9 protein-coding genes and 1 riboswitch are annotated in these 16,298 nt (G+C 43.6%); of the genes, 4 read left to right on the top strand and 5 right to left on the bottom strand.

Going from position 1 to position 16,298, the window contains the following annotated elements:
- Positions 1-60: 60 nt before the first annotated feature.
- From J7545_RS18465 to J7545_RS18480, 4 genes are all read right to left on the bottom strand, one after another.
- Positions 61-1,503 carry a diguanylate cyclase domain-containing protein gene (locus J7545_RS18465; RefSeq protein WP_318719985.1) on the bottom strand — a complete coding sequence of 481 codons (1,443 nt, stop codon included), beginning with the start codon at positions 1,501-1,503 and terminating at the stop codon, positions 61-63.
- 2 nt (positions 1,504-1,505) lie between these two features.
- A complete protein-coding gene (locus J7545_RS18470; protein WP_318698269.1) occupies positions 1,506-5,549 on the bottom strand; it encodes a PAS domain S-box protein in 4,044 nt (1,347 codons plus the stop codon).
- A gap of 174 nt (positions 5,550-5,723) precedes the next feature.
- On the bottom strand, positions 5,724-6,689 hold the full coding sequence (locus J7545_RS18475; RefSeq protein WP_318698270.1) for a folate-binding protein: 966 nt from the start codon (positions 6,687-6,689) through the stop codon (positions 5,724-5,726).
- Positions 6,690-6,835: 146 nt separating this feature from the next.
- Positions 6,836-7,222, bottom strand: a complete 387-nt coding sequence (locus tag J7545_RS18480) for a hypothetical protein (protein ID WP_318698271.1) — start codon at positions 7,220-7,222, stop codon at positions 6,836-6,838.
- A 320-nt stretch (positions 7,223-7,542) separates the two neighbouring features.
- A riboswitch (TPP riboswitch) is annotated at positions 7,543-7,641 on the top strand.
- Between the two features lie 8 nt (positions 7,642-7,649).
- Between J7545_RS18480 and thiC the strand changes: the two genes are divergently transcribed.
- Positions 7,650-9,035 (top strand): phosphomethylpyrimidine synthase, encoded by a 1,386-nt coding sequence (thiC, locus tag J7545_RS18485; protein ID WP_318698272.1) that lies wholly within the window; start codon positions 7,650-7,652, stop codon positions 9,033-9,035.
- 219 nt (positions 9,036-9,254) lie between these two features.
- Here thiC and J7545_RS18490 read toward each other — a convergent pair whose 3' ends face one another.
- The gene (locus tag J7545_RS18490) at positions 9,255-11,579 is read right to left on the bottom strand and encodes a DUF4157 domain-containing protein (protein ID WP_318698273.1); all 2,325 of its coding nucleotides are present in this window, start codon (positions 11,577-11,579) and stop codon (positions 9,255-9,257) included.
- Between the two features lie 190 nt (positions 11,580-11,769).
- Between J7545_RS18490 and J7545_RS18495 the strand changes: the two genes are divergently transcribed.
- From J7545_RS18495 to J7545_RS18505, 3 genes are all read left to right on the top strand, one after another.
- Positions 11,770-12,714: a UDP-glucuronic acid decarboxylase family protein gene (locus tag J7545_RS18495; protein WP_318698274.1), complete on the top strand. Its 945-nt coding sequence runs from the start codon at positions 11,770-11,772 to the stop codon at positions 12,712-12,714.
- 81 nt (positions 12,715-12,795) lie between these two features.
- Positions 12,796-14,163 (top strand): UDP-glucose/GDP-mannose dehydrogenase family protein, encoded by a 1,368-nt coding sequence (locus J7545_RS18500; protein WP_318698275.1) that lies wholly within the window; start codon positions 12,796-12,798, stop codon positions 14,161-14,163.
- A 166-nt stretch (positions 14,164-14,329) separates the two neighbouring features.
- A complete protein-coding gene (locus tag J7545_RS18505) occupies positions 14,330-16,132 on the top strand; it encodes a M3 family oligoendopeptidase (RefSeq protein WP_318698276.1) in 1,803 nt (600 codons plus the stop codon).
- The last annotated feature ends 166 nt before the right edge of the window (positions 16,133-16,298 follow it).

Below are 16,298 nucleotides of genomic sequence, written 5' to 3' on the forward strand. Positions count from 1 at the left end.
GAGAGCCATGAACAAACCGGGTTTCTATTTCCCTATTCCCTAGCGCGAAGCACTATAATCCTAAACACCGATCGCATACCGATTCCGCCCTTTGTGTTTCGCTTCATACAATGCTCGATCCGCAAAATCTAAGAGTCTGATCAGATGAGAGTGTGGAGTTGGCGTGACACAAGCAATCCCTAAGCTAATCGTCACAATAGGTTCCGGTAACTTGGTTGCCATATGGGGAATTTTTAGGTCACCGATCGCTTGTTGCATGTATTCTGCTACAGTAATTGCTCCTTTGAGAGGAGTATTGGGTAAAATCGCAGCAAACTCTTCCCCGCCATAACGAGCAATTAAATCAGCCGGGCGTTTCAGGATCGAAGATAGGGCTTGGGCAACTTGTTCCAGACAGTAATCGCCGATGATATGACCATAGGTATCATTATACTGCTTGAAATAATCAATATCACAAAGGATGAGGGACAATGGCAGTGCTTCCCGTTGCAGTCGTCGCCATTCCTGTTCTAAATACTGATCGAAATAGCGACGATTAGCAACTTGGGTTAAGGCATCCACATTCACCAGACGCTCTAATTCTTGATTGGCTTGTTGCAGCGCATCATACAACTGGGACTGTTTAATAGCGATCGCAATTTGTTCAATAATCCGGACTAAAATCTCGTATTCAGGAGAATGCCAGGCTTTAGAGATGTCATCGCGATCGACAATTAATATACCCCACAGGTCATTCTGTTGATAGATGGGGACACTTAGTTGCGTTTTCACCTCTTTACGATCTAGACCGATTGGATAATAGATCTTAAACTGGCGATCCTTCGATTCTGGATTGGCTAAGGGTTGGATCTTCACAGTTTCACCGATGGGTAATGTCTTGGCATTGGCAGAATGGGCGATCGCCACAATTCCATATTCTCCCTCAGATACACAACGACAAATCATTACTCGACTCGCGTCAAACAACCCCTGGATACTGAAAACTGTAGTCGTTAAAATTTCTTCTAAATTCAGAGAATAATGAATTCCCTGAATAATTTTGAGTAAAATCAGCTCTTTTTCGGCTTGGCGCTGACTTTGTTCCCGTAAATGCTTTAACTCTAAATGAGTTTTCACCCGTGCCAAGAGTTCCGGAGGATGAAACGGTTTCGTTAAATAATCAATCGCTCCCTTCTCAAAGGCTTGGAGCAGATGATCTTTTTCTTGACTTGCCGTTAAAAAAATTAGGGGAATATCCTTAAAATTTGAATCCGCCTTCAGCCACTCGCAAACCTGAAAACCATCCATATCTGGCATCATTAAATCCAGTAAAATCAAATCAGGTTTTGCCTTTTTTACTCGGTCTAGAGCTTGTTTTCCTCCCATGGCAAATGTCAGCTTATAGCCAGGAGGAGATAGTAAACCTCTCAAAACTTTCAGATTGTCTGGATTATCATCCACAACAAGCAATAAACAATCTTCCGGCTTCATCAATTGGACTTCAGAGTTGAGAAGTACGGTCAAGATCAGTCCACCTCCTCTGCGACACTCTCTAAAAGAGTTTTGAATTTCAGTATAGTTTGAGGTATCATATCCCAATCAAAGTTATCCAATTGTTTCTCTAAATTTTGAATATAATTGACCAAGGGTAAATAGTAATATTGTATCGTAAGAGCCTGTAAATCCTCAACAAATCGCTCAACTTCTTCAATTTCTAACGTTTCAGATAAGCTAACCCAAGAGTTTTTTTTGAGAATCGTTAGTTTTTCTAATAGTTCAGCTAAATGAACCGGAGTGAGTGCCGGCTCAAAAGAATTGACTTCTGGATTAACTGGGGCGATATCGTTCGGGCTGGAGGAAGAATCCAGCTCTTGAGAGGGAGGGAGTAGGGACTGAAGTACCCTAATCAAATCACTTATCTTGACCGGTTTGAGGACAAATCCTTCACAGATGGATTTGAGTTGTTGTTCATCTTTAAATTCAGAAGAAGCAGTAACAATGACAATGGGAATATGTTGTGTTTGTTGACTTTCTTTGAGAAAATTGGCAACTTCCCGGCCATTCATCCGTGGCATCCGCAAATCCAGTAAAATCAGATCTGGGAAGTGATTAAACGTTACTCGAATGGCTTCTTCTCCATCTTCAGCAAACAATAAGGTATGAGCCGTATCTCTAAAATATCCTCGAATGAGTTCTCGATTAGATACAATATCATCAACGACTAAAATGGTAGAGGGCTGAAACTGATTTAAGTCAGAAATCGGCTGTTCTTGGACACTAGCGAGGACTCGAGAGTGACTAATGGGAACATCAGGAAAGCGAAAAATAAAGAGACTGCCCTTAGCCAATTCACTCTGGAGTTCAATTGTTCCTCCTATCATATCAACTAAACGGCGTGTAATGGCTAGTCCTAACCCTGTACCGCCAAACTTACGGTTACTTTGACCTTGACTTTGGGTAAAGGCATCAAAGATATGGTCTCGATCGCTTTGGCTAATCCCAATTCCAGTATCTCTAATCCTAATTTCCAGATTAATTTTATCTTCGTTATCAGAATTAAAAGAGCATTGTGAGCTAATCTGAACTGTTCCTGAAGCAGTAAATTTAATGGCATTTCCAACCACATTAAATAAAATTTGACGCAAACGCACTTCATCAAATATGACTAAATCTGGTAAATGGTCATCCAATTTCATCTGGAGACTAAGACCTTTATCTTGAGCTTTATGCAGAAAAATATTATAGATATCCTTAAAGATATTTTTTAAAGGGGTGGGTTCAGGGTCAAGTTCGAGCCTACCGGCTTCGATTTTGGAGAGATCGAGGATATCGTTAATTAAAGAGAGTAAGGTTTTACTACTAGCGGCAATCGCTTGTAAGTATTCTTGGGATAAGGGTTCTTTAATTAAGGGTTTGAGGAGTTCGGTAAATCCCAAGACGGCATTCATCGGTGTACGAATCTCATGGCTCATATTGGCTAAAAATTCACTTTTGGCTCGATTCGCACTATCGGCCATCACCTTTGCCTGTTCTAATTCTTGATTTTTTTGGATTAATTCTTCTCGTTGGCTAATTTCTTTTTCCAGTAATGAAGCTTGGGCGATGGCAATACCGAGTTGCCCCGCTAAGGCTTCGATCAGTTCAATATCCTCTTTGGTCCAATGACGATAATCATCACATTGGTGTAGACCAATCACTCCATTAATTTGTCCTTGGTAAAATGTCCCTACTGACAGCATGGATTTGAGGTGGATTTGTTCGCAGGTGGGTTGCACATTGGCCAGCAATGGATGGGCATAGACATTATCGCAGGAGATTGCCTCCTCCTGACTCATCAGTTGTTCTATATGGGGATTCCCTTCTAGAGGAACGGCAAAATCTTGCAAAGAAGCATAATTACCCCTCAAATATTCTGCTACAACGGGGATAGAGACTGTCCATTCAGGGTTATAAAAATGAATCAAGCAACGGTTTACCTGGAAGGCTTGGCCAATTTTTTCAGCAGCCACCTGAAAAATGGTGTCAATTTCTAGGCTTTGACGAATAGCAGTGGTTATTTCTTGCAGTAGTAGGGCTTTGTTGAGTTGATAAACTAGAGCGGCTTCTTGCTGTTTGCGGTGGGTAATATCTCGAATAACAGCTAATACACTCTCATTATCAAAGGGAATCAAACGACATTCTTCACAGTAAACCTTTTCTTCAAGGGAGATTTCATATTCATAGCTCTGAATGGTTTGGGTATTGAGGGTTGTTTGAATATACCCGATTCGTTCTGGACTCACCAGTTGAGGGAGACGTTTGATCAAATACCTACCTAGGTATCGGTTGTCAGTTCCCCAGTCATTTCGATCAGTACGATTGACGTTCATCACATTGATAAATTGACCCTCTCGGCTTAATCGAATCATTAAGTCAGGGATGGCATCCATTAAAGCGCGATTGGTGGTTTCAGTTTTCTTGCGATCTGTGATGTCCATGACTGTACCAAAATAACCAGTAATATCGCCATTATCATTGCGAACGGCGATCGCACTTCCCCAAACCCAAACGATTTGACCATCCGGTTTCTGAAAACGGTATTCCAGGTCAAATGGACGGCTTTGTTGACTTGATGCAGTCCATTCCTCAAAAATAGCTTCTCGATCCTCTGGATGTAGGGCTTGCTGCCAAGCATCTCCTAAATAGCTTTCGGGTTGATAGCGTCCTGTCATCTCAGCCCATTGGGGATTAACATAGAGGCATTGACCTTGGAGATTGGTCTGAAAAATACCAACCGGAGAATGGGAGACTAGCACTCGAAAGCGTTGTTCACTGTTTTCCAGAGCAATTTGGGCGAGTCGGCGATCGCTAATATCTTGTACTAAATAGGAAAATCGGGGACGCTCTGGATGGACAAATCCGATAAAACTCACGGTTGCCCACAAGAAATATGACCTGTTTTCTACATAGTTTTCATACTCAAATTCAACTGCCTCTTGGGTTGCCATTGCTTCTCGGTAATGGCTAATCCATTGCTGAATATGTTCGGGGGGAGCGCCCATTAGACTCGCTCGCTGATTGGCCATTGCTTCTGGAGTTGTACCAAAAAAACGAGCGGATGCCTGATTATCGGACAGATGTAAAACATCATTTTCGAGCAGTTCTACAATTCCCATCATTATGGGAGAGCTATTATAAAAACTCCGTAGCATTGCCTCTCTTTCTTCTAGTTTTAATTCTGCTTGTTGACGATCCATCATTTCTTGATTGAGTTTCTGATTGATCGTCTGAATAACATTGAGTTTATTTCGCCAACTTTGGAGCATAGCAATCCCAATGGCAATACTCCAACTGGTTAATAATCCTCCGGCTAAAAATTGAGAGGGAAAAGGAGCATGAAGTTTTTGAATCCACCATTTTTTTGGATATAATGTAAATTTGAGCATTTGACCATAAAGGTTAACCGTTTTTATGACTTTGCGATCTATATCAATTTCTTGAGAGAGTTCTTTTTGGTAGATGACTTGCTCTCCCTGAGTAATGATTAATTGATAATGATGATGACGCAAGGGTTGTAAAAGATGATCGAACAAAGTCTCTAAATTCACAACTGAAACGATACATCCATTAAAAGTACTGTCTTCTGCGTTTGGATCAAGCTCTAAGAATAGGGGATCAACAATCAAAATACCCCGATCTCCTCCAGAAAGTAAAAAATTTTCTGTTAGAGTCATTTGTTGGTAGTCGTATGAGCGCTCTAGAGTGCGTTTATAATCTGCATTTTGATTTAAGTTGATATGGGCAATCAGTTGGGGATCTTCAGGACTGACACTCCAACGAATTTGATGGTTCATATCCACCCAGGCTAAAGCTTGCAGTCCGGCAAAATCTTCAACATAGTTGAGAGCGTCTTTTTGCCACAGAACTTCAGGGGTTCCCCCCGCAGCTTCCCAGCGATCTCCCATCCGTTGTAGGGCTAAAATTTGTTCCTTGAACTGTGATTCTAGATGAATTTGTAGTGTTTCAGCCTCTTCTAGAATAGACTGTTGCACTAATTCCCGGTCTTGACTTTCTAGCTTTGACCAAACCACTAGGATTCCTAGAGATAGGACACACCCGAAAATCCACGGTAATTTTAATTTGAAATATTGCCCAGCCACACTATCAGAGAATCGAAGTTAAGGGTATATTCAATAGCTTATCGAATACCCCATCTAATGACAACTTTAGAACCTGAGTGTGGTTGGGGACTAAGGAGGGTCTGTTTATTGGGATGGGGTGTCTAAATACCCACGAGATAGAAAGGGCAGATCGATGAGAGTTGCGGATTGGTTGCCGACTTGAACGGTGAGGCCTTTTCCTCCTGTTTTGGTGCGAATATAGGCTAGGGCGATCGCTCCTTCTGAAAGAGCGATACAACTGGTGATGCTTCCGGCTTTCTGTTCTCCCACTTGGATGGGGGTTCCAGGATCAACAGGTTGGGAAAGTTGGAGACCCCAAAGTTGCTGTTTCACCCCTTGATATGTGTTTAAACGAGCGATGGTTTCTTGACCAATGTAACAGCCTTTTTCAAAGGAAATGGTTTGCCATAATCCGGCTTCTAGGGGATTATAATCTTCGGTTAATTCGCGATCGGGTGCGGGACGACCTTGTTGAATTCGTAGCTGCTCCCAATCTAGATCGGTGATTTCTTTTGCTCCTTTTGCTATCAGTTTTTCGACTAAAACTCTTCGGTGTTGAGCCTCAAACATAAGGGTATAGCCAGCCGTTGCTAACCCACTGCCTACTGCTATTCTGAGGGGAATTTCCCCTAGGGTAATTTGCTGGTGGGTTCCTTGGGGAGCGTGGGTTAAGGGGTCGATGTCAAGGGTCTCTAAGAGGCGATCGCTGTCGGTTCCGATTAAACTTATACAGGCTGTATTTTCGGTAATATCCGCCAGCTCGACTCGATCCATTGGGAAGATATACCGATCCATCCACTGGAAGAGTTGTTCTTGTCTATTGGGAGAAACCAGTAAAATCACGCTATCTTCGGTCAGATAAGCTGTGACTAAATCCAGGGTACGAGCAGTGGAGGTAACGAAGACGGTATCACAGCCTTGTCCGGGTCGCAGGCGCTCGAAATCATTGGTACTCTGGTTGTGTAGGAAGCGGATGCGATCGCTTCCTTTAACTTCAATTCTGCCCCAATGGGTGCGATCGTAGAGTAAAGTTTCTGTTTCTTCAGGCATAATAATTACGGATGCTTCTTAAAAGGCCATCTTTAATCATAATCAACAACGGCAGGAAAAACCCTCCTAATTCAATGACTGGGCGGGCTTATTAGAGTTACCTGTGAATTTCCTACACCTAGGAACAACCCTCCCCTACGCCTCCATTAACTCATTTTGGGTAAACTCTCAAACAGTTCCGCGATCGTTTGCTTGGTTTTTTCTTCCAATTGTATCCAATCAACATCTCCCGTATCATCAATTAAGCTCGTATCAATCTCTACGTTCTGTGCGTCATAGGGAGAATGGGTCATTGGGTATTCTAGAAAACAAATACGGAAACATAGCTCCCACAGATTCACTCGCATTTCTTCTCCCTGATAGGTTAAGCACAATACATAACCAGGATAGGGGTCTTGCACCTCTTCATAAGTTCCTTTCCAGGGTGAGGTTTCCAAAACTTGACGCAGATTATCCACGACCCTCAAGAGGGAAGGTTGCATCAGTAGTTCGGCTTGTTGCCATGCGATTGTGTCCTTAAATTTAGGTCTCATGAAGTCAGCTAAAGGCTTTTAATTATTGTTGAAGACTTAGGGTTCAGTTGTCAATCACTCTGGTGGTTCAGGTTAGCCCATCTGGTAAATTTATGTTCAATTAATTACCATCACCAAGTAAGATGTAAATGGTTACTATCTATAAAGCAACTCAAAAGGGAAAAGGACAATATTTTGTAGATACTGGAGAAATGACTCCAGCAATTAGAGAAAGATAATTGAACTTAAGCTTAAGAGAATTAAAAATGTGTGTCTGCACTATCTACCTGACCCCCTAGGCCAAATTTTTCTCTTAGCCTGCCCAAATTATGTTAAAATTTAGCGCAAGCTAGGGGTGCCTGATGGCGATCGGGCTGAGAGTAAACCCTTAGAACCTGAGTCCGGCTAGTACCGGCGGAGGGAAGCTGTCACTTCGAGGACTAAACATATGCGAACTGAATGGGTTGCTAAACGGCGGGGACAAGCCAATGTCACGCAGATGAATTATGCTCGTCAAGGCCTGATTACGGAAGAGATGCAGTATGTGGCGCAACGGGAAAATCTGACCCCTGAATTGATTCGGGATGAGGTTGCGCGGGGACGGATGATTATTCCGGCGAATGTTAATCACCCAAATTTAGAGCCAATGGCGATCGGGATTGCTTCTAAGTGTAAGGTGAATGCTAACCTGGGTGCTTCTCCCAATTCTTCTAATTTGCAAGAAGAAGTCGATAAGCTGAATCTGGCGGTTAAATATGGTGCAGATACGGTGATGGACTTGTCTACGGGAGGCGGAAACTTAGACGAGATTCGTACAGCGATTATTAAAGCGTCCCCGGTTCCGATTGGTACCGTTCCCATCTACCAAGCGCTAGAAAGTGTGAATGGTAGAATAGAGAAACTTACGCCAGATGACTTTTTGCATATTATCGATAAACATGCCCAGCAAGGGGTGGATTATATGACCATCCATGCAGGGATTTTGATTGAACATTTGCCGTTAGTGAGAAGTCGGATTACTGGGATTGTTTCCCGTGGTGGTGGTATTATTGCTCGGTGGATGTTACACCATCATAAGCAAAATCCTCTGTATACCCATTTCAATGATATTATTGAAATCTTTAAGAAACATGATGTTTCGTTTAGTTTAGGGGATTCTCTGCGTCCGGGTTGTACCCATGATGCTTCGGATGAGGCACAATTGGCGGAGTTGAAGACGTTAGGTCAACTTACCCGCAAAGCTTGGGAACATAATGTACAGGTGATGGTTGAAGGGCCGGGCCATGTACCGATGGATCAAATTGAGTTTAATGTGAAGAAGCAGATGGAGGAGTGTTCGGAAGCTCCGTTCTATGTGCTGGGGCCGTTGGTGACCGACATTGCGCCTGGTTACGATCATATCACCTCTGCCATTGGAGCGGCGATCGCCGGTTGGCATGGAACTGCCATGCTCTGTTACGTTACTCCCAAAGAACATTTAGGACTTCCCAACGCCGAAGATGTACGCAATGGCTTAATTGCCTATAAAATTGCTGCTCACGCTGCTGATATTGCCCGACACCGCCTAGGAGCCAGAGACCGAGATGACCAACTCTCTGCCGCTCGGTATAATTTCGACTGGAATCGCCAGTTTGAACTCTCCCTCGACCCCGACCGCGCGCGGGAATATCACGACGAAACCCTCCCCGCAGATATCTACAAAACGGCTGAATTCTGCTCCATGTGCGGGCCTAAATTCTGCCCCATGCAAACCAAGGTAGATGCAGACGCGCTCACCGAGTTAGAGAAATACTTAGCTCAGGAAGAGCAAAAGAAAGAAGTCGCTTCAGTTTAAGCTGAACTTCAAGTTTTACCCCCATACCCCCAGTTGCTAAAATCTGGGGGTTTTTCATATCCATTACAAATGGGTTTGGGTCGTTCTTTTAAACCAATATCCTAGAATTCTAAAAACGAGGTAATGTAATGACTAACTTTTGGAATCAAGTGAAGTCAAACTATCCATTAGCTTGCCCACCTTAACCCTTGAAAAGAAAAATGGTTTTCCCATTACCCATCACCACACCTGATTAGCGTGTTGATCCACGATTGTACCAATCCGAATAATGATGCGTCGAATATCGGCAAGACTGGATTGACCCATTAGATTCTTCAGTTCTACTCGTTGAGTCGTTTGATCAGCTCCTTGACCTTTGAGCTGAGTTGCCTTTTGTCCCAGGTTTCGGATGAATGTGAAATCTTGAGTTAAATTATTCGATAATCCATTAGGAAGTAGGGAAGTTGCCGCTAAGATCATACGGTCAATGTATTTACCTGCTTTATAAACTCCCTTCCATGCCGGTTGATTGGCATATTCTTTCAAGACTTTCAGGGTATCGCCCACTTGTTCGCGCATCGATTGTAATCTGAGTTGGTTTGCCAGTTGCAAATCGACGGTTTTGCCTGTTTTCTTGGCCATTCCTTGTCCAATCTGATAACCAAGGACGACATCCTGAACTGCTCCTTGACTAAAGTAAGCTTCATTAGAAAACATAATCGCTTCTGAAAGAGCATTTTTTAAGTTAATGCCACATTCTTTCATGTCTTTAATGACCTCTTGAGTGCGAGGGCGCTGTTGCTTCAGTGTTTGGAGCTGATTTCGCAGGGTTTGTACTCGATTGAGTTTGCGCTCATAAATCAGATTGGCTGCAATCATTTTTTTAGTTTCCTCTTTGTGGTGTTCGGAAACTGTATTGCCACCTTGATCGAGAGTCTCATGCAGCCGGTCATAAACATGGTTGGCATTGGTATTAATGATATTTACTTCATGTTCAATGCTCTCAAGATAGTCTTCGTAATAATATTCGGCATCTAAAAGTTGCTGCTTCAGTTGTTCTTTTTTCTGATAGCTGTCTGGATCGTTCGCCATCATTTGCTCATTCATTTCTGTGCCCAACATATCGGCTTTATAAGCATTCCATTCATTATCCGTCATATACATCCGCATCTTAGCCATTGACCACACATCTTGATTCGCGGAGAAGGTTTCAAAGGCAATGCTATCTTCATCGGTTAGAGGTGAAACTTCTTCGACAGGAGTTAAAGTTACTTGGTTATCCTGTTCTTGTTTTTCAAAGGGAGAGCCGAGTTTTTTATGTCCTCCAGATAGGGTTTTGGTTTGACCTGGGGTCATAAAATCTTGGGCATAAACATTGACATCGTAGACTGTCCCTGCATCATAAGCCCATTTTTCTTGGGTTTTGAAGAGTTTGTTAAATAAACCAACAGCAGCAATGGAACCAGCACCTTTGAGGTTAACATCAATATCAGAGGTTAGAGTCGTGCTACCTGCGGCTGCCCAAGAAAGTCGTTTTGCAGGGTCCATCTTCCTCATGTGGGGATATTGTGCAGGAAGTTTGGTATCGCGAATGTGCCGCAGTAGTTTATTCGTATCATATTCGCGGACGGCTAATAGGGCCCGCATGAGTTTTTCAAAGCGAGGCTTTTTCTCGGAAATGGAACGTTTGGATTTGTTTTGCCATTTGTTGGCGACTAAATAATCTTTGGCGATAAACCAGTTGGAATAAAAGTCTTTTTTGAGGACTTGACGGACTTTCCCAGGGCTTTTTATGACTTGAGTTAAGGCATCTTCATGGGTTCCCCAAATGGTTTCTGGCGATCGCTGTATAAGATTCGTAGAACGTTGAATACTGGCTCCACCCTTGAGTTGTACCGAAACCGGTTGATTTTGAGTAATCCGTTGTTCATTCTCTTGGGCATCTTTTTCCAACGTATCATTGATCGGAGTATTGGGAATGGTTGGCTCCACATCCATGTTATGTTGCTGGGCGACATGGGTGGCTTCATGGGTTAATACTTTTTTATCATTGGCGACCCGTGATTGCACCACGATATGTTTTTTCCCGGTTGTATAAGCCTGAGCGCCAATACTTTGAGCAGCAGCATCATCAACATGAACTTCAGCTTCTTCGACTTCCGGATGCCCTTGCCCAGTAAAATTGTCTACAATCTCATCCGGTAAAGACCGCCCTTTCCCAGTTGGGTATAGATTAACCGGCTTTTCTCGATCAGTTCGTTGCACCACTCCAGAAGTTAAGGACTGAATGACATTGGGGTACAAGGGGGTTCTGCTGCTCTGTTTGTGTGAGAGTTGAGATGTCCCAGTTCCTTGTTCCTGTTGTGATTGCGCTTTGAGGGCATCTCGTTCCATGATTTGTTTTAAGATATTGCCACTCCGCACTAGGGGGCAATCTTTGCCCATGGAAGGAGTATAATTATTGCCCTCTGCCATAGAGTTTAACTTGGCTTGCAGAATCGATCCTTTTTTGCCTTTAGGTGAAGTGAAGGGACGTTTTTTGATTCGCATTTGTCCACGTGCCATAGTGGTTTCTGGGCGATCGCCCAGCGACTTTAACTCTTTGCTTACCCTATCGAAAGCTATACCCAGATGTCAATAATGATGCTAGAGCTAGGGCGCTCAAATTCAGACTTTAACTAATGTTCCAGTTCTCACCAAATCAGCCAGGAAAAGGCTAATATAACCTTGCTGGCTTAATATACCTGCACACATTATGAGAATCCTTGTAACGGGGGGAGCTGGCTTTGTTGGCTCCCACCTCATTGACCGTTTGATGGAAGCGGGTGATGAAGTCATCTGTTTAGATAACTTCTACACAGGCAACAAACGAAATATTCTTCAGTGGCTCGATAATCCCTTTTTTGAGCTGATCCGACATGATGTTACCGAACCCATCCGGTTAGAGGTCGATCAGATCTATCACTTGGCTTGTCCAGCATCACCCATCCACTACCAATACAATCCCATCAAGACCACCAAAACCAGCGTCTTGGGAACCATTAATATGCTAGGACTAGCCAAGCGAGTAAAGGCACGCATATTACTAGCATCTACTTCAGAAATCTATGGCGATCCTGATGTTCACCCCCAGATGGAAGAATATCGGGGAAACGTAAATACCATCGGCATTCGTTCCTGTTATGACGAAGGCAAACGAATTGCTGAAACCCTATGTTTTGACTACTATCGAGAGCATGGTCTAGAAATTCGCGTCGCTCGGATTTTTAATACCTATGGCCCTCGAATGCTGGAAAATGATGGTCGAGTGGTAAGTAATTTTGTGGTACAAGCCCTCAAGAGAATTCCGCTCACTGTTTATGGTGATGGCTCTCAAACCCGCAGTTTCTGCTATGTTTCTGATTTGGTAGAAGGGTTAATTCGGTTGATGAATCGCGATAATCGTGAAGAAGAAGGGCCGGTCAATTTGGGAAATCCTGATGAGTATACAATTCTGGAATTAGCCCAAAAAATTCAACAAAAGGTTAATCCAGATGCCCAAATTCAGTATCAGCCTCTTCCTGCGGATGACCCCCGAAAACGGAAACCGGATATTACTCGCGCTAAGGAATGGCTAGGATGGAAACCGACGATTCCCTTGAATGAAGGATTAGACAAAACGATCGCCGATTTTGGCGATCGCCTATTTCCCTCTGAATAATCCCTTTAGGTATTGAAGAGATCCAATAAGGCAAGTATCTACTCTGTGTAAATCTAAAATCAAGTCTCTTGAGGTATACCCATGAAAGTTTGTGTAATTGGTACAGGTTACGTTGGTTTGGTGACCGGTGTCTGTCTAGCGGAATGCGGCCACCACGTCATCTGTATTGACAACAATGAAGAGAAAGTCAAGCTGATGAAGTCCGGACAATCCCCGATTTATGAACCAGGATTGTCTGAATTAATGCAAAAATCTGCTCAGGCAGGGAACTTGGAATTTAGCTCCGATTTAAAGGCTGGAGTGGCTCATGGGGATATCTTATTTATTGCTGTAGGAACACCGGCTCTACCCTCTGGAGATAGCGATACCCGATATGTGGAAGCCGTGGCTCGTGGCATTGGGTCTCATCTGCGAGAGGGTTATAAAGTGATTGTGAATAAATCGACCGTTCCCATTGGATCGGGGGATTGGGTACGGATGATTGTCCTCGATGGTATTGCTGAACGCAAGAAAGAAGAAGGTTCGAGCGAGCAAGAGATTAAAGCTGAATTTGATGTAGTCAGTAACCCTGAATTTCTGCGGGAAGGATCGGCTGTTTATGATACCTTCAACCCCGATCGCATCGTCTTAGGTAGCAATAATGAAAAGGCGATCGCTCTGATGCAAGAACTTTATACCCCCATCGTAAAACGCAAAGTCGGCACAGATGCATCCTTACCTCCGGTTCCCGTCGTGGTTACCGATCTCAGTTCTGCGGAGATGATTAAATACGCTGCTAACGCTTTCCTCGCCACTAAAATTAGCTTTATCAACGAAGTGGCGAATATTTGCGATAAAGTCGGTGCAGATGTTACCCAAGTTGCCAAAGGTATTGGACTCGATTCTCGGATTGGTAATAAGTTTCTACAAGCCGGAATTGGTTGGGGTGGCTCCTGTTTCCCCAAAGATGTTTCTGCCTTAATTCATACTGCCGATGACTATAATTATGAAGCCGAACTGCTCAAAGCAGCCGTCACAGTCAACAAACGCCAACGGCTCATGGCAGTGGAAAAACTACAACAGGAACTGAAAATCCTCAAAGGTAAAACCATTGGATTCCTTGGACTTACATTCAAACCCGATACCGATGACATGCGGGATGCTCCAGCTCTGAACTTGATCGAACAACTCAGCCGCTTAGGAGCGAAACTCAAAGCCTACGATCCCATTATCTCTCAGTCGGGAATGCGTCATGGTCTCTCGGATGTGATTGTAGAAACTGATCCAGAAATGCTGGCTGATGGGTGTGATGCTCTGGTATTAGTGACCGATTGGCAGCAATTCTTGAACTTGGATTATGGCAAAATGGCCCAGAAAATGGCCCATCCTGTCATGATTGATGGTCGGAATTTCCTCGATCGCAAAACCCTAGAGGCTGCTGGCTTCCGTTATGTGGGAATTGGCCACTAATTTTTCTCGAGCAATACTGCGCTTGACTTCAGCCTGTCATTGCGATCGCTAAAAGGGGGTTCAGTCCCCCTTATTTTTTTGTTTCTGTTCCTCAGTCAAATTAATCCCATCTAACCTAAAATCAACTATAGCACCATAATCTGTTGCCTTTGACCTAATCTCTCCTATGACCACACTCAGCAACCCACTCCAAACCCCCCAAGAATGGGATCTTTCTGACCTCTACCAACGACTAGAAGACCCCAAAATTCAACAAGACCTGGAGCATCTACAACAGCAAGCCACCACCTTTCGCCAAACCTATCGCGGCCAAATTGACCAACTCTCCCCAGAGCAAATCCTCGACTGCTTACAACAGCTCGAAACCCTCTTTCAATCCTGTGGCTACCTTTGGACCTATCCAAGCTTAGTCTTTTCCGCCGATACCCGTAACAGCCTCGCCAAACAACTGCTTGACCAAATCATGGAAGCAGTAACCACCCTAGAAAATGAGGTTCTCTTTTTTGATTTAGAACTCAAAAAGTTACCCATATCCCAACTCGAAAAACTGCAACAATCACCCATTTTAGCCTCCTATTACCATTACCTGGAACAAATTGCCAAATTTCGCCCCTATGCCCTTTCCGAAGAAGTTGAACAAACCCGAAATCAGGATAACTTAACCGGTCGTAGCGCCTTTATTCAACTCCGTTCTCTGCACCTAGGCGAACAAAACTATACCCCAGTCACCATCCCAGAAGGAAAAACTGCCCAAACCGAAGCCGATCTTTCTGCCTTACGTTTGCATGCTTCCCCAGAAATTCGCTACCAGTCCTATATTTCCCTCCGGGAAGTCATGCAGCAGCATAACTTGCTCTATGGCTATATTCTCAACAGTATTGCCCAAGATCATAAGCTCGAAAGCAAAATGCGAGGCTATGACTCTACCCTCAGCAAACAACTTTTAGAAGACCAGGTTTCTGAACCCGTATTCCAAGCCATTATGACCGGGATGGCTGACCGCTACGATCTTTTCCAACGCTATTACCATCTCAAAGCTAAAACCCTAGGGAAACCCATCCGTAGTTGTGACATTTATGCCCCTTGGACGCAAGATCCTAGCCCTTCCTTACCCTATCATTTAGGAGTGGAAACCCTGTTAAAAGCCTTAGAGCAATTTGATATTAACTATGCTCGTCGTGCCGAAGAATTTTTCCTCAAAAATTGGGTAGATGCCAAAGTTAGACCAGGAAAACAAGGTGGCGCTTTTTGTGCCTATAGCCATGGTAAACATAGTTATTTACTCCTCTCCTACACAGAGGATTATAATTCCCTATTTACCTTAGCCCACGAAATGGGCCATGGTTTACATTTTGCCTGGATTGACGATCGCCAAAGCTATTTTAACAGCAATCCCCCCATAGTGATCGCTGAAGTCGCTTCCACATTTAACGAATTGTTGTTACTAGATTTTCTCCTGGAATCCTCCGATCCGGACTTAAAGCTCTCCATTTTGACCGGACAACTCGAAGATCAATTAAGCTTACTCTTCCGGCAGAGTACCATCAGTCGCTTAGAATTACTCATCCACGAACGAGCCAACCAAGGCAGTTTCGATCGTCATTTTGTCAATCAGGAATGGATGAAGTTGTATGAACAGCTTTGTGGAGAGGCGATTACCCTTTTGCCCGAACATCAATATGATTGGGCAAGAATTAGTCATATTTTCTTTAAGCCATTCTATTGCTATCAATACACCGCTTCCCATATTGTTAGCTTGGCTTGTTATCAACAATATCGACAACAGGGTAAAGCGTTTGTCCCTGGATATTTAGAGTTGTTATCCACAGGAGGAAGTGTGGATCAGGTGGAAGCACTAAAACAGTATGTAGGTGTTGATTTAACCGATCCAGCTACGATTAGCCATGCTCTGGAGTATGTTCAAGGATTGATCGATCGGTTAGAGGAAACGTTAACCCTTAAAAATTAATAATCAATAATTATTCATGGTTCATTGCTTAAGGGGTGACAAGGAGGCTAAAAACTAGACTGTATAAGGGATAGAGCCTGTAGCCCTTGGGGAAAAAACCACCGCTTATGAGGTTTGCACTCCATTAATTCTTCAGCTAAAGAAGAGCCACATTGGAAGGAGTAAA

This window comes from Roseofilum sp. SBFL, assembly GCF_017746885.1.
In the GTDB taxonomy this organism is placed as follows: domain Bacteria; phylum Cyanobacteriota; class Cyanobacteriia; order Cyanobacteriales; family Desertifilaceae; genus Roseofilum.